Origin of the sequence: Pseudomonas sp. UBA3149 (assembly GCF_002364655.1) — a bacterium.
Lineage (GTDB): Bacteria > Pseudomonadota > Gammaproteobacteria > Pseudomonadales > Pseudomonadaceae > Chryseomonas > Chryseomonas luteola.
The window spans coordinates 18,175-42,348 of the sequence record NZ_DEYV01000024.1 but is presented as its reverse complement, the minus strand read 5'-3'; the positions used below and the strand labels follow the sequence as shown (position 1 = coordinate 42,348).

Genomic DNA, 24,174 nt, shown 5'->3' with positions numbered 1-24,174 from the left:
GATGAGGAGATTAACCATGACCGAATTCGATCTACCCGTACACGGCATGACATGCGCGGCCTGCGCCGGCCGGGTGGAGCGTGCGCTCAGAAAAGTTGAAGGTGTGGAAAACGCCAGCGTCAATCTGGCCAATGAGCGTGTCCGGGTCCACGCACCAGAGGGATCGCTTCCTATCTTGCAGCAAGCCATTACGCGCGCAGGATATAGCGTTCCTACCGACTCGCTCGAACTTGATATCACCGGCATGACCTGCGCCAGTTGCGTCAACCGGGTCGAGCGCGCGCTGCGCAAGGTTCCGGGCGTCAATACCGTAAGCGTGAACCTGGCCTCCGAACAGGCCCATGTCGAGCTGATACCGGGAACAGATTCGAGCCTGCTCCTGGCCGCCATCGGCAAGGCGGGGTATGAGGCCCGACTTGCTACCACCCATGATGACAAAACGGCTGGGCCGCGTTTGGCCCGGGAACGCGGTGCCCTGATACTCGCCTTGTTATTGGCCCTTCCCCTTATTGTGCCGATGCTGCTGCAGCCGCTGGGTATTCATGCCATGTTGCCGCCTTGGGTGCAGTTTGTATTGGCAACACCCGTTCAGTTTCTGCTGGGCGCGCGCTTTTATGTGGCTGCATGGAAAGCTGTGCGGGCTCGCTCCGGCAATATGGACTTGTTGGTTGCCCTTGGCACCAGCGCAGCCTACGGCCTTAGCCTGTACCAGTGGTGGAGCGCCCCGTCCAACAGCATGCCGCACCTGTATTTCGAGGCGGCTGCCGTGGTCATCGCCTTGGTCCGCTTGGGTAAATATCTGGAAAGCCGCGCTAAGCAGCAGACCGGTGATGCCATCCGTGCCTTGCAAGCCTTGCGACCGGAACGGGCTTTTAGGTTATCCAACGACGGACTGGAGCAGGAGGTCAGTCTGGCGGAGCTCAAGATAGACGATCGGGTACGTATCCGTCCCGGTGAACGGATACCCGTCGATGGTCTCGTGGAGTCTGGAGACAGCTACGCCGATGAAGCCTTGATCAGTGGAGAAAGCCGTCCAGTGGCCAAAGGACCGGGTGATCGTGTCACGGGAGGCTCCATCAATGGCGAGGGTATGCTGACGGTTCGCATAACCGCATTAGGCAATGAAAGCGTTCTGTCGCGCATCATTCGGCTGGTAGAGGACGCCCAGGCCGCCAAGGCGCCCATTCAACGACTGGTCGATCGCGTCAGTGAGGTGTTCGTCCCCGTCGTGCTGGGTATCGCGTTGTTGACGCTGGTTGGCTGGCTGCTGGCAGGCGCAGGCTGGGAAACATCGCTCATCAATGCCGTCGCCGTTCTGGTGATTGCCTGCCCCTGCGCCCTGGGGTTGGCTACGCCTACGGCCATTATGGCAGGAACAGGCGTCGCGGCACGCCACGGCATCCTAATCAAGGATGCGCAGACGCTGGAAATAGCCCATGCCGTGGATACCGCTGCCTTTGACAAGACCGGTACACTGACCTCAGGGCAGCCTCGCCTGATTCATCTGGCGACAGATACCGTAAGTGAGAAAGAGGCACTTGCCCTGTCGGCCCGCCTGCAACGCGGTAGCGAACATCCTTTGGCTCAGGCCGTTCTCACTGCCTGCGAGCAGAACCTGCTGGACGCACCTGCTGCGCAGAATATCCGCGCCCTGCCGGGGCGCGGTATTCAGGGCCAGATCGACCACCGGCAGTTGGCGTTGGCTAACGGGCGATTGCTCCATGAGCTGGGGCTTGATAAAGGTCCGCTTATCGCTCAGGCCAACGTCTGGGAAGAAGAAGGTCGCACGCTTTCCTGGCTGATTGAGCAGCAGCCCGAGCCAAAAGTACTGGCCCTTCTGGCCTTTGGCGATGAGCTCAAGCCGGGAACGGGTCATGCGATTGCCACGCTTGAAAAACACCATATCAGCAGCCATCTGATCACAGGTGATACCGAAGGCAGCGCAAGGGTTGTTGCACGGCAGACCGGTATTCGAGACGTTCATGCCCAAGTGCTGCCAGCCGACAAGGCCGCGGTCGTACAGCAGCTCAGGTCGCAAGGCCGCTGTGTGGCGATGGTGGGTGACGGGATAAACGACGCACCCGCCCTGGCGGCCGCCGATGTGGGTATCGCCATGGGCAGCGGGACGGATGTCGCCATGCATGCCGCCGGGATTACCCTGTTGCGTGGCGACCCGGCATTGGTGCCAGGGGCGCTGGATATCTGCCGTCGTACGTATCGCAAGATCCGCCAGAATCTGTTCTGGGCCTTTATTTACAACGTCATTGGTATTCCGCTGGCGGCGTTTGGCCTGCTTGACCCGGTCTTCGCCGGGGCTGCTATGGCCTTTTCCAGCGTGAGCGTTGTCAGTAACGCTTTACTGCTCAAACGTTGGCAACCAGAGAAGATGAGTCAGTCATGAACATCAGCCAAGCCGCCCGTGCAAGCGGGCTTACCCCCAAGATGCTCCGGTACTACGAAAACATCGGGTTGCTGGACCCAGCCGGGCGCAGCGCCAGTGGTTATCGACAGTACCGCACCAGTGATCTGGAAACGCTGGCCTTTATCAAGCGCTCACGAGACCTGGGATTTTCGCTTGAGGAAGTCGGCAGGCTCCTAGGGCTCTGGCGTGATCGACACCGCTCCAGCGCCGAGGTCAAGGCCCTGGCCAGCGCCCATGTGGATGAGCTGAACCGCAAGATCGCTGAACTGGCGAGCCTGCGTGACACTCTTCAACAGTTGGTGGATCAATGCCCGGGCAACGAACATCCTGAATGCGCCATTCTGGACTCGCTGGGCAAAGCGTCCTGTCGACATTGCAGTTCTTGAGCGATACCAGGACCAGCACTGAAGGCATGCGCTCTTTTCGCTTCGTGCCGCCAATATTCGTTGAGCCTCACCCTAGACACAGACCTGCAAAAAGACCTGAGGCGAGTTTGATAGGGTATTGAGTGGAACTAACGAAATCTCCAGCGTTCAGGTCATTACGCCTAGTTACATTGGAGGAGCAACGCGAATGTACGGAAGATTCAGTGTATCGGACATTCCGATTCATGAACCTATTATCATGGGCGCCATCGGCTTCATTATTCTGGTGGCCCTCTCCTCTGTGGGTGCACTCACCTATTTTCGCAAGTGGCGCTGGCTGTGGTCGGAGTGGCTGACCTCGGTCGATCACAAGCGAATCGGCGTGATGTATATCATCGTCGCCATGGTAATGCTGCTTCGGGGGTTCTCGGATGCAATCATGATGCGCGCCCAGCAGGCCATTGCGGCGGGTGGCGCAGAGGGCTACCTGCCCCCGCATCACTACGATCAGATCTTTACCGCCCATGGCGTGATCATGATTTTTTTCGTAGCCATGCCGTTGGTGGTCGGCCTGATGAACGTGGTGGTACCGCTGCAGATTGGTGCACGTGACGTGGCCTTCCCGTTCCTCAACTCGCTCAGTTTCTGGCTGTTCGTTGTCGGAGCAGTACTGGTCAACCTGTCGCTCGGCCTGGGCGAGTTCGCCAAGACGGGCTGGGTCGCCTATCCGCCGCTCTCCGGGATCAAGTACAGCCCTGGCGTTGGCGTGGACTACTACATCTGGAGCTTACAGATCTCAGGCCTCGGCACGCTCCTGACCGGCCTCAATTTCTTCGTCACGATCCTGAAGATGCGTACCACCGGCATGACGTTGATGAAAATGCCGATCTTTACCTGGACGGCCTTTTGTACCAGCGTGCTGATTCTGGCAGCCTTCCCGATCCTGACCGTAACCCTGGGGCTACTGAGTCTGGACCGCTATCTGGGAATGCACTTTTTCACCAATGAGCTGGGCGGCAACGCCATGATGTACGTGAACCTCATCTGGGCCTGGGGCCATCCCGAGGTGTACATCCTGATTCTGCCGGCGTTTGGTGTGTTCTCCGAAGTGACCGCGACGTTTACCCGCAAGCGCCTGTTCAGCTACAACATGATGATCTGGGCTACGGTGGCCATCACAGTGCTCTCGTTTCTCGTGTGGCTGCACCACTTCTTCACGATGGGCTCAGGAGCTAACGTCAACGCATTCTTTGGCATTGCCACCAGCATCATTGCCATTCCAACCGGCGTAAAGATCTTTACCTGGCTCTTCACCATGTACAAGGGGCGGATTCAGTTCACTACCCCGATGCTGTGGACCGTTGCCTTCATCGTAACCTTTACCATCGGTGGCATGACCGGCGTGCTGCTGGCCGTCCCGGGGGCTGATTTCGTCCTGCACAACAGCCTGTTCCTGGTGGCCCACTTCCACAACGTAATCATTGGCGGCGCCTTGTTCGGCTACTTTGCCGGCATCACCTACTGGTTTCCCAAAATGTTTGGCTTCACCCTGAACGAAAGGCTTGGCCGCTATGCCTTGTTTTTCTGGGTGGTCGGCTTCTACCTGGCCTTCATGCCGCTTTATGTGCTGGGCTTCATGGGCATGACGCGCCGCCTCAACCATTATGCCAATCCAGACTGGCATCCCTGGCTGATCGTGGCAGCTGTCGGTGCCCTGACTATCCTGTGCGGCATCATCTGCCAGATAGCCCAGCTGCTCGTCAGCATTCACCAGCGCGCCCACAATAAGGACCTGACCGGCGATCCGTGGGATGCCCGTACGCTGGAATGGTCCACAGCCTCGCCTCCAGCTCCGTATAACTTTGCCGAGCTGCCGGAAGTCCATGGCATCGATGCCTATCTGGACATGAAAGAGCATGGCGTCAGGGAAAAGCACCAAGCGGATTACAAGGATATCCACATGCCGAGCAACACCGGCGCCGGGCTGATCATCGCCGGATTCAGCTTTGTGCTGGGCTTTGGTCTGATCTGGTACATCTGGTGGATGGCCATACTGGGATTTATCGGCATGATTGCCACTGCCATCCTGCATAGCTTCAAGGACGATCACGGCTACTACATCAAGGCTGCAGATGTGGCCCGCATGGAGGAAGCGCACAAGGCGCAGCGGGAGCAGTGTACGGGGGTGAGTCAGGAGGATGCGGCATCGCCCAAGGCGTATACGATGGTTTAAGCGGCCCGCCTGCTGAGTGGAAGTTCTCCGTTCAGCAGGCAGTCGGGCTCACTGGAGTCGGGACGCGAAGAAGCGCCTTACTCTTTCACGTTCATGTAGTCACGTGCCCAGACACGGTACTCATCAAGCGTGGAATACTTCGTCGAGAGTTCGGAAGCACTCAGGTCGGAAGCATGGATGCCGCGCTGTTCACGCAGGCAGTCGTAGGTGGCCTTGATAGCGGCGAAATAGGCCGCATGGCCATTTAGAACGATACGCACGCCCAGGCTGGCCAGACGCTCGAAATCACGCAGCTCAGGATTGCCATAGGCAACCAGCATCAGCGGCACGCTCAGGTGCTGCGAAATCTGCTCCAGATGATCGAAGTCCTTGATACCCACCATGCAGATACCATCGGCGCCTGCATCCTGATAGGCGCGGGCGCGCTCGATGGTTTTCTCAACGCTCAAGACACCGGCATTGGTCCGGGCAAACACGCTTAGTGCCGGATCGATACGGGCTGCCAGAGCGGCCTGGATCTTGCCAACAGCTTCATCCAGTGGAATCAGGTCGGTGGACTTGCGACCATACTGGGCAGGCAGCAGGGTGTCTTCGATGGTCAAGGCTGCCACACCGGCGCGCTCAAGCTCGACGATGGTACGCATGACGTTCAGGGCATTACCGTAGCCATGATCGGCGTCGGCAATGATGGGCAGTGTCGCAACACGACCGATACGGGTCGCCTGCTCAACGAATTCGCTTAAGGTAATAAGGGAAAAGTCAGGTGCAGCCAGAACCTGGAGCGATGCGACAGATCCACCCAGGATACCCATTTCGAAGCCTAGATCGGCCGCGATGCGGGCAGACATCGGATCGAATACCGAACCAACGTCATAGCACTTATTGGATTCAAGCAATGCACGAAACTGCTTTCGCAACTCATGCTGCGAAGGTGTGGCCATAAGACCTCCATTGGACAGGGCTGATGGATTCGAAGCCGATGACACACGAGCGCACCATCTATGCTTCTATGACAGCTGTACGGGAGAAGATTGCTCCATGGCAGCTGTCACTCCTCGGGATGCACCATCATACACCCTACTAAGGTCTAATCGCCTATCGGCTTAACACCTGCACGCTGATGAGCACGCGTATAGGGGTTCGCACCGTTGGCCAGCTTGGTTGCGACATCCTCCATGAAATGCTGGGTTGGTGCATTGAGCCCATAGAGCACCAGCAAGGGGGCCAGCAGGCTGGCAATGACAGCCAGGTTTGATTTCACCACCACCGCTCGATCACGCATGAGCCAGAGAAAGACACCACTGGCTGCAAAGCCGATCGGCACCCCGGTAACCACTTCGGAAACCGAGTGAAACCCCAACTTGATTCGGGTGACCGCAATCGCGAGGGCGAAGAGCGCCCCGGCTCCGGCACAGACCCAGCGCACGACAGACCGGGCCTTGGCTGCCAACAGCCAGAACAGAACCGGTATGACACTGCAGGCCAGCATGGAGTGTCCACTAAAGCCGGTGAAGTCGTAGGCGCGGATGCCAATACCCCAGCCAAAGAAAGCCATCTTGGAAATTGCTACCAGCAGGCATGCCCCACCAAACAACGACAGCCAGAGCAGTGCCGTACGGCGTGAAGCGCCAAGCCACAGCCATAGAGCAATAATGAATGCGCACGGCAACATGACCGAGGAATCACCAAAATTGGTAATGGTTGTCAAAGCCTGCATTGCTCAATCCCTTAATTACAAAAACAACCCTCAGACACCCTAGGATAACGGCATGTCGGCGCAAGTGATCACCGGATTGCCAAGGTGTGTATTCCTGCAAATAACCGGCAATGCGTTACGGTAAAGACGAGACCTGCATCAATTCGTAATGCAGCGAGCAGGTTTCTCAATGGTTGTTCGTGAGCGTACCAATGATCTTGTCGACAACACCTTCCTGCTGGAGCTGTCCGAAGGCGGTGCGGGTGCTTTCCACGACAGCATCATCCGTTGCCACGCTATAAGCCATGTACAGTTCCGCCTCAATGGTACCTAGCGCTGCAACCTGTTCCAGTTCGGTACAGTCAAAATGCTTTCGGGCGCACTCGTGGGCGGCGCTGCTTTCCGTCAGCGGTGCCAGCTGCACCTGTCCATTGATGAGCTTTTGAAAGTTCTCTTCAACCCCAGCCGATATCACCAACCGGGAAAACCCATGGTGCAGTAGATACTGATGCCGGAAATCATCACGCATCACACCTACGCTGTATTGCCGCGCATCCTCCAGGCTCTGCGGATCAATATCCGTACGGGACTTCAGCTTGTAAAAGTAATATTGCATGCTCGTTACATGCCCTACCCATTTGAATAAGGATTCACGCTGCGGTGTTCGGGCAACCAGATAGATAAGAACGTTTGGCTGGTTGGTCGCGATATCGTAGGCCCTTGCCCAAGGGTAAAGACCAATCCTGTAGTCCGTCTGCCCGGCCCGGCTCAACGTGAGCTCAACGACCTCTGTTGCCGTCCCTCCAATACGCCCATTTTTGACTGTAATGAACTGGCTTTCTTCGGTAACCACCTGAATCGGCTCGGCCATGACATGATTAACAACCATCCCCGCCAGCAGTGCCATCCATTTTCCGATTTTCATAACGTCTCCCTGAATGTGGCGCTCACCACCCGATTACGACCATCCCCTTTCGCCTGGTACAAGGATCGATCAGCCAGTTCGAGCAGCTCATGAAAGGTGCTGGAAATGCCTGCTTCGAACGTGGCCAGTCCGATGCTCAGGGTGACGATGGGTGCGACAGACGATTCGTCATGGGGAATAGCCAAGTCACAGACAGCCTGACGCAATCGCTCTGCCAAGAGGTACGCCGCAGCCTTGTCTGTAGCCGGCAGCAGAACAGCGAACTCTTCCCCACCCAGGCGCGCGACCAGATCACCCGCCCGCGCAATGCTGGTCTTCATGGCCGCCGCCACCAGGCGCAGACACTCATCCCCCTGGGCATGGCCATAGGTGTCGTTGTAGCGCTTGAAGTAGTCGATGTCGCACATCAGCACGGACAGGGGTTGGCCTGAACGCTGAGCACGGCTGAACTCAACGTCCTTGACCTCATCGAAATGCCGCCGGTTGGGCAACCCCGTCAGCGGGTCGCTCCGCGAAAGTGCTTTCAACTGAGCATTGGCTTCCCGCAACGCCTCCTGGGTTTGCATGATGTCGCCCAGCTGCACGCGATGCCGGGTGCTGTGCAACAGCATTTGCGCCGTCATGGCCAACAAAGCGTGCTCATCGGGTTGCCAGACGTCGGTAACCTGCTTGCGAATGAACACCAGAAAACCCAGCTGCTCATCGCCAGCTCCTACCGGGACAAATGCAGTGGCTTCGGCATTCAATAATTGGAAGGCGACAGCACCATACGCTGACAGCACATCGGTAAGCGCCTTGCCGGAAGTGAACGTAACCGGCTCGCCCTGATCAAGAAGTACCTCCAGATGCGCCAGCTGCGCTGCGGTGATCTGGTTTTCCGGGACGGCGTGAGTTTCACAGCACCAATGCATGGCCAGACGAAAATAAATGCCCGACTCCTCACGGATATACCAAAGGGCATAACAGGCCCCCAGGCGCTGGGCCACTTCGCTCAGGCAGGACTGCTGATACAGCTCCAGCCGCTCATACGGCGCACGGATAAGCCGATTAGACAACAACAGCACCATGTGCTGCGCCTCGGTCAGGCGTTGCAACTCCGCCGTACGGGCCTGTACGCGCTCGGCCAACTGATCCCGGTGCGCGGCCAGCTCCTTTTCGTACACATGTTGCCGCCCCAGATACCCGGACAGGTTGTTCTGTAGCTGATTGATCCCCTGTACCAACAGGGTCAATTCGTCCTCGCGCCTGGCAGAACGAAAAAGCCGTAAGGGAAGGTGAAGCCGCTCGGGGCTCAACTCAGCCAAGTGAAGCGCAATACGCCGGATATGTACCGTGACCAGACGGCTGAACATAAGAATGATCAGGCCGGCCAGCAGCATGGATTGCAGGAGCTGGAACCCGACGATTGACACCACGACCGATTTCAGTTCAGACCAAAGCAGCTCTTCATTGCCATAGAGTCTCAGCGCCCCAACAGTCTCCCTACTCCCGGCGTACGGTGAAAAGACCAGAGGAACCTGGCGCATCGGAGCCAGGTTTGACTCGATCCATCCGGTACGGGAGCGCACCTGAACGATCGGCGTTTGCTGAGCGGAAAAGACGGTCAGCTGCACGCGCGCCACCGACGCGATATGAACGGCACTGTCCAGATGCGCCTCGACCGACTCCTGATCCATGTCCCAGATGGCCTTGGTCAGGGTGCGCTGGTAGACCTGCTCGATCAGCCCCAACTCAATGTCCATTTGATGGACATTCTCGTGCCACACCGCCCAGGTACGAACCCCAACGGTGATCAGCGTGAAAAAAAAACAGAACCCCAGCGTGACAACTACCAGACGCCAGCCCAGCGAGTGTCGTCCCTGCTGCCAGTGCTCCGGCAGCTCTGCATGAGTATTATCGGTATCTACAGCCATTTCTTTTTCAATGCCTCATAGATACCGTTACGCTTGATCTGCTCGAACCCTTCTCGGGCTCGGGCGACTACTTCATCGGGCGTCCGGGTGCTGAAAGCCATATACAGCCCTTCGTTGCGTCCGATATCGGTCAGTGGATAAACCTGAGTCACGGTGTCATCAAACGGTTCACCTGCCTGCCGTGCCAGATACTTGGCCATAACGGCATTGGCGACCCACAGGTCCACCCGTCCACGCTTGAGCTTCTGGTAGTTTTGCGCATAGGTATTGCTGGATTGCAGGTTCAGTCCCACGCAAAAGCCGCGGGACTGCAAATACTGTTCACCTACATCACCATGTACCGTAGCGATCTGATAGCGCCTGGCATCCTCAAGTGCATTAAGAGAAATATTTCGCGTACGGTCACTGAATAGCCCCCATTGAGCTGGAGCAATGACGCCAACCCATTTGAATAGCCCGTCCCGCTGGGGTGTACGGGCAATCGAATAAATCAGGACATTTTCATCGTGCAGCGCCGTCTCGTAGGCGCGGGCCCAGGGCATTGACTGAAAGGCCCCGTTGAGTCCGGCCTGGACCAATACAGCTTCTACAACTTCTGTACTAAAGCCGGTCAGCTTGCCGGAAATGGTCATGTTGTAAGGCGGCAGCTCTTCAGTCACGACGCGCAGCGCTACCTCGTGGGCCTGAACAGGTTGCAGACCGCCCATGAGAAGCGTCAGAAAAAACAGTGCGGTCTTGATCTGGCTCATTGCCTGGTCCCAGAAGCCCAGAGGCTAGTTTCGTGTTAACTGTGAGAGGGTATCGCTCGAGTGATACAAATCTTTATTCGTCTCGGACGGAGCGTGCCTGTACGGATTTGAAAGCGTGAATCGGATTGCCCACCGCGGCCTGGAAGCCGACAATCATCCAAACCCTGACGAGATGAGATCCCCGCCATGCTCGACATCGACCTCTGCTGGAATGCCGTCTGTACCCGCGATACGGCCCATGACGGCCGATTCGTGTTTGCGGTCCAGACCACTGGCATCTATTGCCGCCCCTCCTGCCCTGCCCGTCGTCCTCGTCAGGAACGTGTGACGTTCTACACAACGCCACGCGAGGCAGAAGCAGCCGGGTATCGCGCCTGTAAACGCTGTCAGCCGGACCGGGAAAGCCCCGTTAAGCAGCAGGACGCCTTGATTCAGGCCGCATGTGCCCTGCTCGACCAGGCCGAGCAGCCGCTCTCCCTGGATCAACTGGCCTCGCGCATTGGGCTTTCACCCTCGCATCTGGCCCGGTTGTTCAAACAGCGTACCGGGCTTACACCCCGCGCCTGGGCTGAAGCCCGTCGCCAGCAGCGTCTGCAGGCCAACCTGCCTCGAGCGGAGACTGTTCTGGAAGCTGCGCTAGCCAGTGGGTATGGCAGCAGCCGCGCTGTCTATGAACAGCCCAACGCCCTGGCGCTGGCGCAACGTCGGCGCAAGGGTGCGGGAGAACACATCCGTTATGGCATTGCTGTCTGTTCACTTGGGCTGGTATTAGTCGCCAAGACCTCCCGTGGCCTCTGCGCCGTATTGTTTGGGGACGAGGCATCAGCGCTTAAACGGGAATTGGCCAAGCGCTTTGCCGCCGCCCATTGCGAGCATGACGACGCCGCCCTGGCCGATGAGCTTGCCCATGTCCATGCTCAGCTCGATAAGCCGACCCAGGTGCATGCCCTGCCGCTGGATATGCAGGGTAGTGCCTTTCAGCAACGGGTCTGGCAGGCCCTCATGCAGATCCCGCCCGGCGAGACCCGGCGCTACGGAGAGCTTGCTGTAGAACTGGACAGTCATCCACGCGCCATTGCCCGCGCCTGTGCCAGTAACACCCTGGGCCTGCTGGTGCCTTGTCATCGCGTCATCGGCGCCAGCGGAGCGTTGACCGGTTATCGCTGGGGCGTTGCGCGCAAGGAGACGCTACTCAAGCGCGAGGCCGAAATGATTGAAACGAGTAAGGCGCCGCCGCGGTCCATCTAGGTACAGGCCCTTCAAGGAGATCGTTATGCATAACCTGCACCGTTACGCCATTCACTACCGCTTTAATGGCGAGCCGCTCGAAGAACAGATGGAGAGTTTTGAACCCATCACTCAGGAGCAGGCCATCATGCAGCTACTGATCAAGCATGTCCCCGAGCCCACCGGTGTGGTGGATGCCCCTTGGGAGCTGCATGCTCAGCCTAGCATCGAGCGACGTGCCGTTGAGGTTGGGCTGAGTGATGTCTGTATTCAGGAAGTGGCCTGAGGCGCTGTATTGCGCCTCATAACCAGGCGCGCTATACCGCCTCGGAAGGCTCGCCGGCCTTCATTTGGGATTGCAGGTAATTTTCCAGCCCCAGCTTGTCAATCAGGCGCAGCTGTTGCTCCAGCCAATAGGCGTGGTCTTCCTCGGTGTCTTCAAGCTGTGCCACCAGGATTTCACGACTGACGAAATCACCCACGCTGTTACACAGCGCAACGCCTTGGGCCAGTGCCTCACGCACTTCGTATTCCAGCGCCAGATCGCTGCGCAGCATGTCCGGCACTGTATGGCCTACATTGATGTCCTTGGGGCGCATGTCCGGCTGCCCTTCCAAAAAGAGGATACGACGCAGCAGGGCATCTGCATGTTGGGTTTCCTCTTCCATTTCATGGTTGATGCGCTCGTAAAGGCGCAGATACCCCCAGTCTTCATACATACGGGAATGGATGAAGTACTGATCGCGTGCGGCCAGCTCACCACGGAGCAGGTCCTTTAGATAATCAATGACTTGCGTATGACCTTTCATGGTTACTACCTAATAAAATGATCGCACCGGGCCGAACATCAGGCTCAGCTCAGCCATGGCGGGGGTGGAGGCTCATCGCTGGACGACGGTGCCTCGGCCTCTTTACGAGCCGCTTGGCGACGTGCCTCTTCGCGCCGGGCATCTTCGATTTCGCGCATGACGGATGAAACATCGGTCTGCCCCTCGGGTTCAGCATAGATGCCCGTAAGCGGGGTGTGCGGGTATAGCTCGCCCTTCTGATAAAGCGCCCACATCTCCGGTGCATACCGGGTCTGCTTCAGCTCAGGCGCAAAACGCCCAAAATACTGGGCCATGTTTTCCACATCACGGGCGAGCATACGGAAGGCATGGTTGTTGCCCGCCGCATCGATTGCCTGAGGGAGGTCAATGATCATCGGCCCATCGGTCGCCAACAACACGTTGAATTCGGACAAGTCGCCGTGTACCAGTCCGGCACACAACATAAGCACCACCTGCCGGATCATCAGCTCATGATATTCACGGGCCTCGTCGGGCGTCAGGGTCACGTCATTCAAACGCGGAGCGGCATCCCCCCGCTCGTCCGTCACCAGATCCATCAGCAGGACGCCGTCCAGGAAGTCATGCGGTTTCGGTACGCGAACGCCGGCGCCAGCCAGCCGGTACAGGGCGGCAACCTCGGCATTCTGCCAGGCTTCCTCCCGTTCCTTTCTGCCGTATTTAGTGCTCTTGGCCATGGCGCGTGCCTGACGGCTATTACGCACCTTGCGACCCTCCTGATACTCGGACGCCTGACGAAAGCTGCGCTTGTTTGCTTCCTTGTAGACCTTGGCGCAACGGATCTCGTCGCCGCACCGAACTACATATACGGAGGCCTCCTTGCCGCTCATCAGCGGGCGCAGCACCTCATCAATCAGGCCGTCCTCGACCAGAGATTCCATGCGCTTGGGTGTTTTCATCTGTTTGTACGTTGATCACTTCTGGCCATACCTACATAACGTTATACGTCATGACGCACGGCTCAGCAAAAATCACTCGCACAAACGGCACCCTCTAGTCCGCACATAAGTTCATTTCATGGTGCTTGAAAAACCGATAGAACCGCTTGAGATCACCCTGGGCCTCCTCTAGCTCGATCGGCCTGAAGCGCACTTCATGGTGGGCGGGGCATTGCGCCAGCCGGCAGAGATCCAGCGGATGCACAAAGCCGAGGACCGGATATCCCCCCATGGTCTGACAGTCTGCCATGAGCACAATGGGCTGGCCTTCCGGCGGAACCTGCACCGCTCCGGCCAGAACCCCCAGAGACCACTGACGGACTGGCGCTGCAAGCGGTGCATCGCCCTGTAGACGAATCCCCATGCGATCGGCCTGAGGACTGATTCGCCAGGATGAACCAAAGAACCGATCCCGCTGCTCGACCGCAAAGGCTTCTCCATCGCCCCCGATGACCAGACGCAACACCGGAGACTCGCGGTAGTCGGGAATGAAGCGGCTCGCCGCACCCAGTGCCTTGTCGAAAGCCTCAAGCCCAGGGCTGCAAACCAGAATGTCATCGGCCTGCAACGCTTGACCATCGCCATTCAGGCCGCCCAGACCTTCGCGACGATGTGTGGCCACGCTACCCAGCACGGTCTTACCCCTGAAGCCACCCACTACGCCCAGGTAAGCGCGTTGCCCGGCCTGGGCAAATCCTAATTGCAGCCGCTGCCCGGCCTTCATGCAGAAGCGCGACCAGGCAGGAACCGTCTGTCCATCTACCGTCGCGCCCAGCGGCGCCCCGGTCAGCGCCAGCCAGGTATCGACCTGGGCTTCCAGCTCTACGCCACCCAGGGCAATTTCCAGGACCGGACTGCCATAGGAATTCTCGAGCAGATGATTGGCCCAGGCCGCCGCCTGACGGTCCATCGGACCTGATGTGGATACGCCCAGATGACGCCACCCATAACGACCGACGTCCTGCAGCAGGCTCAGCGGCCCCGGTTTTATGACTTTCAACCCTTTCATACCTGACCTCCCGCGGCGCGATAGGCGGCCTCGTCAACCGCAACGAACCGAACCTGATCGCCCACAGCAAGCGGACATGGCGGCTCGGCCTGTGCGTCAAAGAGCGGCCAGGCACTTAGTCCAAGGATATGCCAGCCCGCGGGTGACGCCTGGGGATAGATGGCAGTCATGCGCTCGGCAATCGCCACGCTGCCAGCCTCCACCCGAGGCCGTGGTGAGGCCAGTCGAGGCAGGACAATTCGCTCATCCAGCTCGCCCATATAGGCAAAACCGGGCGCAAAGCCGATGGCACCGACCAGATAATCGCGTCCGCTATGCAAAGCAATCAATTCCGCGACCGTCAGCGAGCAGGCCTTGGCCACCGGCTCCAGGTCCGGCCCGCAGTACCAGACGGGCACTTCATGCCGGCGTGAAGAGCTCTGCACGGTTTCCGGCTCCTTGCGCCACCGCTCGACGATCGCCGTGACGCGAGCCTGAATGTCCGTCAGGTCGTAGCGCAACAAGTCATAGTGAATGAGCAACGTGTTCCAGCCCGGCACCAGATCGATCACACCGTCGCCCAGTGTGTGTTCAATCAGAGCGGCCAGACGGGCAATACGTCCGGGGAGATCGGGCGTGGGTGTATCCGCCAGGGTCAACATCAGCGCCTCGGCGCCGTAGGGCTCAATCCGGATCATGCCGCATCCAGAGCCGCCCGCAGGCGACGTAATACAGCGAGTGACTCGGCGTTGTCTCCATGGACACACAGGCTGTCTGCCGTCAGGCACATGGGTTGGCCATCGAAACCGGGAAAGGCATCCCCGCGGGAAATGGCGATCGCCTGGGACAGAATACGTTCAGGATCATGATGGACCGCGCCCGTTTCCCGGCGAGGCGCCAATTGCCCGTCGGGCATGTAGGCGCGGTCGGCGAAGGCTTCACGCAGCAAGGGTACGCCGACTTTCTCCGCCAGCTGCTGCTCACGGGTGTTGTCCGTCTTGGCGAGCACCATAAGCGGTAGCCCCTCACGAAACTGCAAACAGGCCTCAAGCACGGCAGTGAGCAAGGTATCGTCACGCACCAGATCGTTATACAGGGCGCCGTGAGGTTTCACATATTGCACGGTCGTTCCTGCTGCGCGGCAGAGGGCATCCAGTGCGCCGATCTGATAGAGCACCAGCGCCTTCACCTCCTCCGGCGAGCACACCATATGCCGGCGGCCAAAGCCGACCAGGTCTGGATAAGCCGGATGAGCACCGATTCGAACACCATGCCTTACGGCCAGGGCTACGGTCTTCTGCATCGTCAGCGGGTCCGAAGCATGGAAGCCACACGCGAGATTGGCCTGGTCTACCAGTGGCATGGCATGAGCATCGTCGCCCATCGTCCAGGCCCCGAAGCTTTCGCCCATATCGCAATTCAGAAGGATACGCGTGCTCATATCAGGATTCCCTTGATGCGGAAAAACCAGTCTTTGAGGAAATCATGCCGGCTGTCCAACAAAACTTTCCGGCCCCCGGCGATAAGGCTTTGTTGCTTCAGGCCGGTAATGCCTGTTCAGGCCCCACCTGCGCACAGAAGCCGCCGACCACCTGCTGGCTGAGCGCCACAATGGCCTCGTTCAACGTCAGTCCCACGCCCGTATGCCAACTGGCATACACGGCAAACGGCGGCGGCGCCTCGAAAGGCAGAAGCGCCAGAGTCCCGTGCTTCAGCGCCTCGCTAACGAGGGCCGGGGGCAACGCACCAATGCCAAATCCGTCCCTGATCAACTGGATGATGGCCGCCGCCGAGTTGACGCAAGAGACCCGGGGCGTCGAAATCCTGTGCTGATGCAGAAAGTTAAGCAGGTCCTGATGGGGACGCGAATTACGCGAGAAGGTAATCAACCGCTCGCGGGCCAGCTCATCCAGACTGGTGTACGCGCGGTTGAGCGGCGAGTCGGTTGCAACCACCCAGCGGATGGGATAACTGGCCAGCTTCAGGTTACGCACGCTTTCGGCGCGCAAGAGATCGGTCTGGAATACCAGATCAAGCTGTCCCTTGAGCAGCTGGTCGCTCAAGTTGAGCGCTGTATCGGCCAGCAACTCGATTTCCACGTTTGGATGGGCGTCGGTTACACAGGTGAACAAGGCGCTCAGCCAGCTGTGGATGACCGTGTCCATGGCGCCGATGCGTATCCGTCCGCTCAGCCGGGTTTCCTGCCCAAGCACTTTGCGCAGGTCGTGCCAGGTATCGATCATCTGCTCGGCGTACCCCAAGACCTTCTGGCCATCGGCTGTCAGCGTGACGCCTCGTGGATCGCGCAGGAACAGCTGGACACCCAGCTCGCCTTCAAGCACGGCGATACGGCTGGAAATTGCCGCCTGGGTGCTGGACAGTTTTTCAGCTGTCAGCCGAAAGCTGCCCAGACGCGCCACCCAGACAAATGTTTCGAGAAAGCGAAGGTTCATGCTGGCTTACCATCCCCGTAGAGCATTTCACTCTACCCCCTTTGAACGACCTCTCACCACTGGCCGTCAGTCGCCTCGCCCCTGAAAGGCCACGCTTTTATCAATCAGCGGTGAACACTTTTATTTGTTGGACGTTCTTCACTATCCATACAAAAAATGGGGACGCTTCGCCTTGAGCGAGCCACTGCAGGTTTCTGGTATCGCAGATTGATACCTTCGGCGCGATCGTGCCCGTTGCAGTCATAACAAGAACTGACGCCGGCTCGGGCGGCGTAAACATCAAAGGAGGCGCTCCCGATCGCCTCCACACAGCCGTCAAACCCACCTGCCTGGGCATAACCGGCGAGGGAGACTCCCTATGCAAACCACAGTCAACCTGTGGCCACTGATCGGTGTGCTGGTCATCGTCATCGGCTTTGTGCTGCGCTTCAATCCCATGCTGGCCGTGGCCCTGGCAGCCCTGGCAACCGGTTTTGCGGCATCCATGCCGTTCGAGACCATTCTTGCCACTATTGGCGCCGGGTTCGTCAAGACACGTGCCCTGCCCCTCATCATCCTCCTGCCGCTTGCCGTAATCGGCCTTCTCGAACGGCATGGCCTGCGTGAACATGCCCAGAACTGGATTGCCAAGATCCGCACCGCCACGGTGGGCCGGCTCCTGATCTTTTACCTGTTTGTACGGGAGCTGACGGCTGCGCTGGGCCTGACCAGTCTGGGCGGGCACCCGCAGATGGTACGTCCACTGCTCGCGCCCATGGCCGAAGGGGCTGCGGAAAACCGCTACGGCAAGCTGCCGGAGAAAATTCGCTACAAACTGCTCGCCTTGTGCGCTGCTACCGATAATGTCGGCCTGTTTTTTGGTGAGGACATCTTTGTCGCCTTTGGTGCCATCGCCCTGATGCATACCTTCCTGCTCGGCTCCAATATCGATGTCGAGCCGCTGCACATTGCGGTCTGGGGCATTCCTACCGCCATTTGTGCGTTCATTATCCATGCCATTCGCCTCAAGCGCTTCAATAGCCAACTGGAGCGCGAGCTGGGCGGAAAACGTCCGGACGCCGACCATACGCCTATCGGCCGTCAGGAGTGATGCCATGATCCTCTCGATTCAATACCTTTACTGGCTGGCCGGCATCATCCTGGCAATCACGGCAATCATGACCTTTGCCGATCGCGCTCATCCCAAGCGCTGGACGACAGGTTTTTTCTGGGCGCTGTTCAGCCTTGTTTTTTTGGTAGGCGATCTATTACCGCCCGCCTGGGTAGGCGTAGGCGTGCTGGTCATGGCCGTCATTGCAGGTACAGGTGGCGTCGGACTGGGCAAGCATGGGGAATTGCCTGCTGAAAAACGCCAAGCCAGTGCGCTGCGCCTCAAGAACAAATTGTTCATTCCCGCCCTGGCCATTCCGCTGGTCACCGTTATCGGCTCGGTAGTGGTCAAGGACGTGCAGGTCGGTGGTCTTCCACTGCTGGATCCTAAAAATACGACCTTTGTCTCCCTGGGTGTCGGCTGTCTGGTTTCTCTGGCCCTCGCCTGCTGGCTGACGCGCGATACGCCTGTGCAATCCATGCGCGAATCACGCCGCTTGACCGAGGCCCTGGGCTGGGCCCTGGTACTGCCGCAGATGCTCGCCATGCTGGGGCTCCTGTTCAACGATGCCGGCATTGGCAAGGCCGTCGCACACCTCACCACCTCTTATATCAATATGGATTTCCGCTTCGTGGCGGTAGCCGTGTATGTCGTGGGGATGGCGCTGTTTACCATCATTATGGGTAACGGCTTTGCGGCTTTCCCGGTGATGACAGGCGGTGTGGGCGTTCCGGTTCTGATCGGGCAGTACGATGCCAACCCCGCAGTGATGGCGGCTATAGGCATGTTTTCAGGCTACTGCGGCACGCTGATGACACCTATGGCAGCCAACTACAACATCGTGCCAGCCGCCCTGCTGAATCTGCCGGACAAGAATAGTGTCATCAAGGCACAAATCCCCACCGCCTTGAGTCTATTGGCAGTTAATATCATGCTGCTATATATCCTGATGTGAGGACCACCATGACTACCATCCTGTTGACCGGATTCGAACCGTTCGAGAACGAGCCCGTGAATCCTTCCTGGGAGGCCGTGCGCCAACTGGATGGTCTGAATCTGGGCAATGCCTACATCATCACGCGCCAGCTGCCGTGCGTCTTTGGTGCTGCCTTGGTCTCGCTGGATCACATGCTGGCAGCTCATCGGCCCGCCCTGGTGATTGGTGTAGGCCAGGCCGGGGGGCGTACGGACCTGACCCTCGAGCGCATAGCCATCAACGTGAACGATGCCCGTATTCCCGACAATAATGGTCAACAACCCATCGATACACCTGTAGTGCCAGGCGGTCCGGCGGCCTATTTCTCGACGCTACCTATTAAAGCCATTGTACGGGCACTCAGGGATGCCGGTATTCCTGCCTCGGTATCGCAGACGGCTGGCACATTTGTCTGCAACCATGTGTTTTATGGACTGATGCACCGGCTCGCCGGCACGAATGTGCGCGGCGGCTTCATCCATATCCCTTATCTGCCCGAACAAGCGGCCCGGCATCCAGGCCAGCCCTCCATGGCACTCGAGACCCTGGTAGCGGGCCTTGGAATAGCCGTGAAGGCGGCTATGATGACGCCCAACGACCTCAAGGAAACCGGTGGACAACTGAACTAGCTGTTTACCGTTACGCGGAACAACGGCTGTGCAGTGCAAGGCTCAAAAGGACAGTCCTTCACCGATCCCACGCAGGCCTCACCAGTTCCAGGCCGTGGTTTCCCTTGTAACCCGCCCGCTCCGGGGATGACCAGCCTGCCAGTAGGGTGTCATCCAGCGAATAAACCTCAACGCCCAGAGGGCGGCAGACGGACAGCGGGTCTTGCGCGTCCGGCCCCCACAGCGCAACGGACAGATCACCACCCGGGCAGGTCGACAGAGCGCACAGCACGTCGATCTCCGTGAAAAACTCCAGGTAGTCTCCTTGCTTCGCCGGGCAGGCCTTCATGAAATACATGTCCTCATCGTTAAGCCCGGTCACCTGAAAAATGTTCAGCACATCATGTACATCAAACTCGGTCAGCCCGTAGGGCAATACCGCGCGGGTCAGGTTCGAATGGCAGTGATGATGGAAATCTTCTCCGGTCAGGAGCTTGTTGACGTAAGGATCGCAGCGGGTACCCAGCAGGTCATGAATGCGTCCGCCATGTTCGTCGATGCCATAACTAGCCAGGGTGTCGTCCGTGATGGTGACCATTGGCCGCAGAAAGGGCAGGTTCGACCACAGTCGATCATAGATAGACACATGAGCGCCCTGTAGCTGACGGGTACGGGCTGCCCATAGCCGCTCCCGTGGATCATGGGCATTCCAGATATTGAAGTCGCCCACTTGCGGCCCTACAGGCGTCGTCACTCGAAAGACATGCCCGGCCGGCACCCGCCACGCACGACCGGTACGGATCGGAACGTCAAAGGACTCAATAAGCGTCCGCTTGTCCTTGCCCTCCCGAATACGGTCATAGAAGGCCGTATCCACCGACAGGGCCGAACCATGACTTGCTTGATAGGCAGCAGGGTAATGCTTATACATGTCAGCTCCTTTCCCAAAGAAAAATCACTACACACAGGTAATGCCATGCCGATGGCGCACCCTCAACACTAGCCCTGCCGCCCCTGCCCGGCCAGTACTGTTTTCTCAGCCATGAAACATGATGATCGGTAAGCCTTTACACTAGGGGTTCTGCTGACTGGAGCCCTTATGTCCACCCTGCTTGCCGATTGGCGCTACCGTCCAATGCATCGTCGTGTCTGGCTGCTGGCCGGCCCGATGATTCTGTCCAACCTGACCGTACCCCTCGTGACCCTGCTAGATAGCGCCATCGCCGGTCATCTGCCGGATGTACATGATCTGGGCGCCGTGGCGGTGGGGGGAAGCCTCTACACTACAATGGTCGCGGTGCTGGGCTTCCTACGCATGGGAACGACCGGCTTCGCTGCGCAAGCCAGCGGCCGTAAGGATGGCAGTGCGCTTCGGCAAATTCTGTTGCAAGGTCTGTTGCTGGCCTGTGTGCTGGCGCTGGGGTTGATCGGCCTTTCACTGCTAGGCCTTCCTCTGCTGCTGAACAGCATGACCTCCTCGGCAGCGTTGAGCGAAGCCACCGAGCGCTTTTTCCAGATTCGCCTGTTGGGTCTGCCTGCCGCCCTGTCGAGCTATGCCCTGATCGGCTGGCTGCTGGGCACCCAGAATGCGCGTGCGCCGCTGGCGATGCTGCTGACCACCAACATCGTCAATCTGCTGCTCGACGTGTTGTTCGTGTTCGGCTTTGGCTGGGGCATTCGCGGTATTGCAGCAGCAACCGCCCTGGCTGAGTGGTTCGGCGTGGGGCTTGGCCTATGGCTGGCGCGCCAGACACTGCATCACATGGCAGGCGCGGTTCGCATCGCGCGACTCAAGCGCTGGTCCACCTGGCGCCCCCTGCTGGCGGTTAACCGCGATATCTTTATCCGCTCGCTGGCCTTGCAAGGCGTCTTCTTTCTGATCACATTTCAGGGCGCACGTTTAGGTAATGCCACGGTGGCCGCTAACGCCCTTCTCCTCAATGGCCTGATGGTGACCGCATTCGCCCTGGATGGACTTGCCCATGCGGTGGAGGCGTTGGCAGGGCACGCCATTGGGGCTCGTGATCGCAAGGCCCTCCGGCAAACCCTGGTCATTGCCGCCGGCTGGTCGCTGCTGGCCAGTCTCTTATTTGCCCTGGGGTTTGCCTTGTTCGGTGCACGCTTCATCGACTTGCAAAGCGATCTTCCCGCGGTACGTGAAGCGGCTTATACATATCTTCCGTATCTGGCCGCACTGCCAGTCATTGCCATGAGCAGTTACCTGCTGGATGGGCTGTTCATCGGAGCAACCCGAGCCCGGGAAATGCGCAATGCGATGGTCATTGCCGTCCTGCTCGCCCTTCCGCTAGGCATTGCGCTCAAAGACCTGGGCAACCATGGGCTGTGGTTGTCGTTTCTGGGCTTCATGGCCTTGAGAGGTATCGTCCAGAGCTTTCAGGCCTGGCAGATGACCAGACGCAACGCCTGGATACCTGATCAGCACCCTCAAGACCCTTCTTGATGCCTAGCAAAGTTGGCACAGCTAGCCCGGCGGAGAGATGACAGCCGGGCTTCGCCCCTCACCTCCTACACGCCGCCTATTTTCCTTGGCAACACCGCGCGTTTCCAAGGGTCATATCAAGCGGAACGCCTTCTGGAACAAGGTTATCGCACCTACCTGCCACAGGATTCACCATGCACGCTGCGCCTGCACACCCTCGTGAAGCCGAGCGCCAAAAAGCGCTGGAGTCGCTTGAAATACTGGATACCCCGGCGGATGCCTATATGAATGCCCTGGTGCGGATTGCGCGGGACCTGTTCAAGGTCGACCGAGTGCTGATCAGCTTGATCGACCGTGAACAACAGTGCATCAAGGCCCACAGTGGATCACCCTTCAGCGCTACAGCACGCAGTGTTGCCTTTTGTGCCCATGCCCTGCTCGATACCCATCGCCCGCTGATCGTACCGGACGCCTTGAGCGATGAGCGTTTTGCATCCAACCCACTGGTGATCGAGCCCCCGTACATACGGTTTTATGCAGGGCATCCCCTCGTGGCGCCATCAGGTCTGCCCATTGGCACCTTGTGCCTGATGCATTCCGAGCCCAGGCAGCTGACGGCTCGGGAGCGTGACCGCCTGAGAGACCTTGCCCAAATGGCTGACGGCTACTTGAAACTACGCAGCCTTTCAGAGCAGACCCGCTACCTGCGCACCGTTATCTCACGCGAGCGCCGCAGGGCGATGCTCGATCCGCTGACACAATTATGGAATCGTGCGGCGCTGGAACACTTCTATCCGGTCGAGCAAGCTGCCGCGCGGCGCAACAACGAGCGAATCGGCGCATTGTTCATCGACCTGGATCACTTCAAGGCAATCAACGATCAGCATGGCCATGCCGCAGGCGATCAGGTGCTTGTCGAAACCGCCCACCGGATCGCCACCACGCTTCGCCCCCATGACCTGTTACTCAGACTGGGAGGTGAAGAATTTGCCGTGATTACCCGCATCGACAAGGCGGAGCAGCTGGATGGCATCGCGGAACGCATACGCTTTGCCATTGCCGATACTCCCTTTTTGACCGTCAACGGCCCTGTTGCGGTTACCACCAGTATTGGCGGTGCAAATGGGGATGCCGATGAGCCTGCCGAGTCACTGTTGAAACGCGCTGATGCGGCTCTTTATCAGGCCAAGCATGAGGGCCGTAATCGAGTCGTGATGGCCTCTGAATCAGGTTCCCAAGGAACCTGACGGGCATTTATCGGCCCAAACAAGAGACCCCGTATCCACTGGAGGACGCCTGTATGCCTGAAGCTGATGACTATCCCAAGGACGATACCCAGTCTGAAACCCTGGATGACACGACGCCGGAACACAGCAAGAAAGAGAACATCGACAAGATCAAATATGACTCTGACGACATCATTCCTCCTGGCGTCTGGTAATTCACCTCTGAACGGGTAAGCCTGGGTTCCCCTCCCGGCTTACCCGGCGACTGCACCACTTCTTTCAACATCGCTGACATGAGGTATGATGCGCGTCATCATCACTCACCCTTACGTCGGAATGTCATGTAATGCGCAAGTCAGGGTATCTGCTAGGCGTTATCGCTTCGCTGCATGCAGGCCTTTCCCAAGCCGTAGACGGCTATAAGGATTTGCACTTTGGTGATAGCAAGCAAACGGTACTGGAAAGCAAGATCTGCGCCCTGACACCACGTACTGCACCTATCGAGGGGCTGGAGTATTACAGCTGCCCCGATCTTAAGCTGGGCAAGGATAGCCTTGAGGCTGGGCTGTTCTTTATCGACAACCGCTTCTTGCGCCTTTCGATTGTCACGCCGGTTGAAAAGAGCTTTCTCATTGCTCAAGGTCTGACCGAGAAATACGGGCCACCCTCCTCGCAATCGCCGTCCGATCACTTCATCAAATTGGAAAGCCAGCCCAACAGTCATGCGTTCATGGCGTTCGATAACAATACGGTGTTCTATAGGTTTTCCACCAACGCAGACATGAAGCGGCAGGCACTTCTGATCTACACCTCACCCGATTACGAGAAAATCCTCGTCAAACAGCAGCTCAAGGGCATCAATCCAGACCTCTAGACTGCCAGTGAGCACTCCAGCGTGCAGATGTCCAGCCTCAAATGCTGATTTGGCGATCTGCCAGACAGAACAGCGAAATCTTTTCAAAGCGCCACGGAACAATAGCACATCGCCATTGTCAGACCTCGTCGCTGGAGTTGTGATTGTTCCATAAACACGTTTTTATCTTGTTATAAAACCCGTTCTTTATTCAGGGTTTTATT

At 58.3% G+C, this 24,174-nt stretch carries 24 protein-coding genes; 12 read left to right on the top strand and 12 right to left on the bottom strand.

The genetic code is table 11. From position 1 onward, the window contains the following. Position 1: 1 nt before the first annotated feature. The 3 genes from B3729_RS13935 (at position 2) to cyoB (ending at position 5,020) form a co-directional block, all read left to right on the top strand. On the top strand, positions 2-2,401 hold the full coding sequence (locus B3729_RS13935) for a heavy metal translocating P-type ATPase (protein ID WP_286788185.1): 2,400 nt from the start codon (positions 2-4) through the stop codon (positions 2,399-2,401). Next, on the top strand, positions 2,398-2,808 hold the full coding sequence (gene cueR / locus B3729_RS13930) for a Cu(I)-responsive transcriptional regulator (RefSeq protein ID WP_074822542.1): 411 nt from the start codon (positions 2,398-2,400) through the stop codon (positions 2,806-2,808). Before B3729_RS13935 ends, cueR begins: the two co-directional genes overlap by 4 nt. 187 nt (positions 2,809-2,995) lie before the next feature. After that, positions 2,996-5,020: a cytochrome o ubiquinol oxidase subunit I gene (gene cyoB / locus B3729_RS13925; protein WP_074822539.1), complete on the top strand. Its 2,025-nt coding sequence runs from the start codon at positions 2,996-2,998 to the stop codon at positions 5,018-5,020. A 77-nt stretch (positions 5,021-5,097) separates the two neighbouring features. Here the strand turns inward: cyoB and B3729_RS13920 are convergent, their stop codons facing one another. From B3729_RS13920 to B3729_RS13900, 5 genes are all read right to left on the bottom strand, one after another. Next, complete coding sequence (locus B3729_RS13920; RefSeq protein WP_019364929.1) at positions 5,098-5,961, bottom strand: isocitrate lyase/PEP mutase family protein; 864 nt, start codon at positions 5,959-5,961, stop codon at positions 5,098-5,100. A 146-nt stretch (positions 5,962-6,107) separates the two neighbouring features. Then, positions 6,108-6,737 (bottom strand): phosphatase PAP2 family protein, encoded by a 630-nt coding sequence (locus B3729_RS13915; RefSeq protein WP_073449899.1) that lies wholly within the window; start codon positions 6,735-6,737, stop codon positions 6,108-6,110. A gap of 166 nt (positions 6,738-6,903) precedes the next feature. Next, complete coding sequence (locus tag B3729_RS13910; RefSeq protein WP_286788184.1) at positions 6,904-7,641, bottom strand: substrate-binding periplasmic protein; 738 nt, start codon at positions 7,639-7,641, stop codon at positions 6,904-6,906. After that, entirely contained in the window at positions 7,638-9,554 is a 1,917-nt protein-coding gene (locus B3729_RS13905) for a GGDEF domain-containing protein (protein WP_286788183.1), read from the bottom strand. Before B3729_RS13905 ends, B3729_RS13910 begins: the two co-directional genes overlap by 4 nt. Further along, on the bottom strand, positions 9,545-10,303 hold the full coding sequence (locus B3729_RS13900) for a substrate-binding periplasmic protein (protein WP_286788182.1): 759 nt from the start codon (positions 10,301-10,303) through the stop codon (positions 9,545-9,547). Before B3729_RS13900 ends, B3729_RS13905 begins: the two co-directional genes overlap by 10 nt. A 186-nt stretch (positions 10,304-10,489) precedes the next feature. Here B3729_RS13900 and ada point away from each other — a divergent pair, with 186 nt between their 5' ends. Both ada and B3729_RS13890 read left to right on the top strand, forming a co-directional pair. Next, the gene (gene ada / locus B3729_RS13895; protein ID WP_286788181.1) at positions 10,490-11,551 is read left to right on the top strand and encodes a bifunctional DNA-binding transcriptional regulator/O6-methylguanine-DNA methyltransferase Ada; all 1,062 of its coding nucleotides are present in this window, start codon (positions 10,490-10,492) and stop codon (positions 11,549-11,551) included. Positions 11,552-11,576: 25 nt separating this feature from the next. Then, complete coding sequence (locus tag B3729_RS13890; RefSeq protein WP_010795525.1) at positions 11,577-11,816, top strand: hypothetical protein; 240 nt, start codon at positions 11,577-11,579, stop codon at positions 11,814-11,816. 31 nt (positions 11,817-11,847) lie between these two features. Here B3729_RS13890 and bfr read toward each other — a convergent pair whose 3' ends face one another. The 6 genes from bfr to B3729_RS13860 form a co-directional block, all read right to left on the bottom strand. Beyond that, positions 11,848-12,339, bottom strand: a complete 492-nt coding sequence (bfr, locus tag B3729_RS13885) for a bacterioferritin (protein WP_010795526.1) — start codon at positions 12,337-12,339, stop codon at positions 11,848-11,850. A 44-nt stretch (positions 12,340-12,383) separates the two neighbouring features. Then, positions 12,384-13,277: a PA4780 family RIO1-like protein kinase gene (locus B3729_RS13880; protein ID WP_010795527.1), complete on the bottom strand. Its 894-nt coding sequence runs from the start codon at positions 13,275-13,277 to the stop codon at positions 12,384-12,386. Between the two features lie 94 nt (positions 13,278-13,371). Further along, entirely contained in the window at positions 13,372-14,325 is a 954-nt protein-coding gene (locus B3729_RS13875; RefSeq protein WP_150346748.1) for a biotin-dependent carboxyltransferase family protein, read from the bottom strand. Further along, positions 14,322-15,002 carry a 5-oxoprolinase subunit B family protein gene (locus B3729_RS13870; RefSeq protein ID WP_286788180.1) on the bottom strand — a complete coding sequence of 227 codons (681 nt, stop codon included), beginning with the start codon at positions 15,000-15,002 and terminating at the stop codon, positions 14,322-14,324. Before B3729_RS13870 ends, B3729_RS13875 begins: the two co-directional genes overlap by 4 nt. Continuing rightward, positions 14,999-15,745, bottom strand: coding sequence for a 5-oxoprolinase subunit PxpA (locus B3729_RS13865; protein WP_286788179.1), 747 nt, complete (start codon positions 15,743-15,745; stop codon positions 14,999-15,001). The genes B3729_RS13870 and B3729_RS13865 overlap by 4 nt, the downstream gene beginning before the upstream one ends. Positions 15,746-15,842: 97 nt before the next feature. Then, the gene (locus B3729_RS13860; RefSeq protein WP_286788178.1) at positions 15,843-16,757 is read right to left on the bottom strand and encodes a LysR family transcriptional regulator; all 915 of its coding nucleotides are present in this window, start codon (positions 16,755-16,757) and stop codon (positions 15,843-15,845) included. 358 nt (positions 16,758-17,115) lie between these two features. On the opposite strand from B3729_RS13860, the gene B3729_RS13855 reads away from it, so the two are divergent. The 3 genes from B3729_RS13855 to pcp are packed head-to-tail and all read left to right on the top strand — an operon-like array spanning position 17,116 to position 19,452. Then, positions 17,116-17,847: a DUF969 domain-containing protein gene (locus B3729_RS13855; RefSeq protein ID WP_286788177.1), complete on the top strand. Its 732-nt coding sequence runs from the start codon at positions 17,116-17,118 to the stop codon at positions 17,845-17,847. A 4-nt stretch (positions 17,848-17,851) separates the two neighbouring features. Beyond that, complete coding sequence (locus tag B3729_RS13850; protein WP_286788176.1) at positions 17,852-18,802, top strand: DUF979 domain-containing protein; 951 nt, start codon at positions 17,852-17,854, stop codon at positions 18,800-18,802. 8 nt (positions 18,803-18,810) lie between these two features. Next, positions 18,811-19,452: a pyroglutamyl-peptidase I gene (gene pcp, locus B3729_RS13845; RefSeq protein WP_286788175.1), complete on the top strand. Its 642-nt coding sequence runs from the start codon at positions 18,811-18,813 to the stop codon at positions 19,450-19,452. A 58-nt stretch (positions 19,453-19,510) separates the two neighbouring features. On the opposite strand, the gene B3729_RS13840 is transcribed toward pcp, so the two are convergent. Then, positions 19,511-20,362 carry an urea carboxylase-associated family protein gene (locus tag B3729_RS13840; RefSeq protein WP_010795535.1) on the bottom strand — a complete coding sequence of 284 codons (852 nt, stop codon included), beginning with the start codon at positions 20,360-20,362 and terminating at the stop codon, positions 19,511-19,513. A 168-nt stretch (positions 20,363-20,530) separates the two neighbouring features. On the opposite strand from B3729_RS13840, the gene B3729_RS13835 reads away from it, so the two are divergent. From B3729_RS13835 to B3729_RS13820, 4 genes are all read left to right on the top strand, one after another. Beyond that, on the top strand, positions 20,531-21,892 hold the full coding sequence (locus tag B3729_RS13835; protein ID WP_286788174.1) for an MATE family efflux transporter: 1,362 nt from the start codon (positions 20,531-20,533) through the stop codon (positions 21,890-21,892). A gap of 173 nt (positions 21,893-22,065) precedes the next feature. Continuing rightward, positions 22,066-23,118, top strand: a complete 1,053-nt coding sequence (locus B3729_RS13830; RefSeq protein ID WP_286788173.1) for a GGDEF domain-containing protein — start codon at positions 22,066-22,068, stop codon at positions 23,116-23,118. 53 nt (positions 23,119-23,171) lie between these two features. Beyond that, complete coding sequence (locus tag B3729_RS13825; protein ID WP_286788172.1) at positions 23,172-23,312, top strand: hypothetical protein; 141 nt, start codon at positions 23,172-23,174, stop codon at positions 23,310-23,312. A 131-nt stretch (positions 23,313-23,443) separates the two neighbouring features. Continuing rightward, positions 23,444-23,971: a hypothetical protein gene (locus tag B3729_RS13820; protein ID WP_286788171.1), complete on the top strand. Its 528-nt coding sequence runs from the start codon at positions 23,444-23,446 to the stop codon at positions 23,969-23,971. Positions 23,972-24,174 lie beyond the last annotated feature (203 nt).

What these genes read in the sequence shown, in the direction of transcription:
- bfr (WP_010795526.1), bottom strand. Translation starts at nt 12,339, where the DNA reads ATGAAAGGTCATACGCAAGTCATTGATTATCTAAAGGACCTGCTCCGT.
- pcp (WP_286788175.1), top strand. Translation starts at nt 18,811, where the DNA reads ATGACTACCATCCTGTTGACCGGATTCGAACCGTTCGAGAACGAGCCC.
- B3729_RS13855 (WP_286788177.1), top strand. Translation starts at nt 17,116, where the DNA reads ATGCAAACCACAGTCAACCTGTGGCCACTGATCGGTGTGCTGGTCATC.
- B3729_RS13915 (WP_073449899.1), bottom strand. Translation starts at nt 6,737, where the DNA reads ATGCAGGCTTTGACAACCATTACCAATTTTGGTGATTCCTCGGTCATG.
- B3729_RS13850 (WP_286788176.1), top strand. Translation starts at nt 17,852, where the DNA reads ATGATCCTCTCGATTCAATACCTTTACTGGCTGGCCGGCATCATCCTG.
- B3729_RS13920 (WP_019364929.1), bottom strand. Translation starts at nt 5,961, where the DNA reads ATGGCCACACCTTCGCAGCATGAGTTGCGAAAGCAGTTTCGTGCATTG.
- cyoB (WP_074822539.1), top strand. Translation starts at nt 2,996, where the DNA reads ATGTACGGAAGATTCAGTGTATCGGACATTCCGATTCATGAACCTATT.
- B3729_RS13830 (WP_286788173.1), top strand. Translation starts at nt 22,066, where the DNA reads ATGCACGCTGCGCCTGCACACCCTCGTGAAGCCGAGCGCCAAAAAGCG.
- B3729_RS13875 (WP_150346748.1), bottom strand. Translation starts at nt 14,325, where the DNA reads ATGAAAGGGTTGAAAGTCATAAAACCGGGGCCGCTGAGCCTGCTGCAG.
- B3729_RS13865 (WP_286788179.1), bottom strand. Translation starts at nt 15,745, where the DNA reads ATGAGCACGCGTATCCTTCTGAATTGCGATATGGGCGAAAGCTTCGGG.
- B3729_RS13820 (WP_286788171.1), top strand. Translation starts at nt 23,444, where the DNA reads ATGCGCAAGTCAGGGTATCTGCTAGGCGTTATCGCTTCGCTGCATGCA.
- B3729_RS13840 (WP_010795535.1), bottom strand. Translation starts at nt 20,362, where the DNA reads ATGTATAAGCATTACCCTGCTGCCTATCAAGCAAGTCATGGTTCGGCC.
- B3729_RS13900 (WP_286788182.1), bottom strand. Translation starts at nt 10,303, where the DNA reads ATGAGCCAGATCAAGACCGCACTGTTTTTTCTGACGCTTCTCATGGGC.
- B3729_RS13890 (WP_010795525.1), top strand. Translation starts at nt 11,577, where the DNA reads ATGCATAACCTGCACCGTTACGCCATTCACTACCGCTTTAATGGCGAG.
- B3729_RS13870 (WP_286788180.1), bottom strand. Translation starts at nt 15,002, where the DNA reads ATGATCCGGATTGAGCCCTACGGCGCCGAGGCGCTGATGTTGACCCTG.
- B3729_RS13825 (WP_286788172.1), top strand. Translation starts at nt 23,172, where the DNA reads ATGCCTGAAGCTGATGACTATCCCAAGGACGATACCCAGTCTGAAACC.
- cueR (WP_074822542.1), top strand. Translation starts at nt 2,398, where the DNA reads ATGAACATCAGCCAAGCCGCCCGTGCAAGCGGGCTTACCCCCAAGATG.
- B3729_RS13910 (WP_286788184.1), bottom strand. Translation starts at nt 7,641, where the DNA reads ATGAAAATCGGAAAATGGATGGCACTGCTGGCGGGGATGGTTGTTAAT.
- B3729_RS13935 (WP_286788185.1), top strand. Translation starts at nt 2, where the DNA reads ATGAGGAGATTAACCATGACCGAATTCGATCTACCCGTACACGGCATG.
- ada (WP_286788181.1), top strand. Translation starts at nt 10,490, where the DNA reads ATGCTCGACATCGACCTCTGCTGGAATGCCGTCTGTACCCGCGATACG.
- B3729_RS13880 (WP_010795527.1), bottom strand. Translation starts at nt 13,277, where the DNA reads ATGAAAACACCCAAGCGCATGGAATCTCTGGTCGAGGACGGCCTGATT.
- B3729_RS13835 (WP_286788174.1), top strand. Translation starts at nt 20,531, where the DNA reads ATGTCCACCCTGCTTGCCGATTGGCGCTACCGTCCAATGCATCGTCGT.
- B3729_RS13905 (WP_286788183.1), bottom strand. Translation starts at nt 9,554, where the DNA reads ATGGCTGTAGATACCGATAATACTCATGCAGAGCTGCCGGAGCACTGG.
- B3729_RS13860 (WP_286788178.1), bottom strand. Translation starts at nt 16,757, where the DNA reads ATGAACCTTCGCTTTCTCGAAACATTTGTCTGGGTGGCGCGTCTGGGC.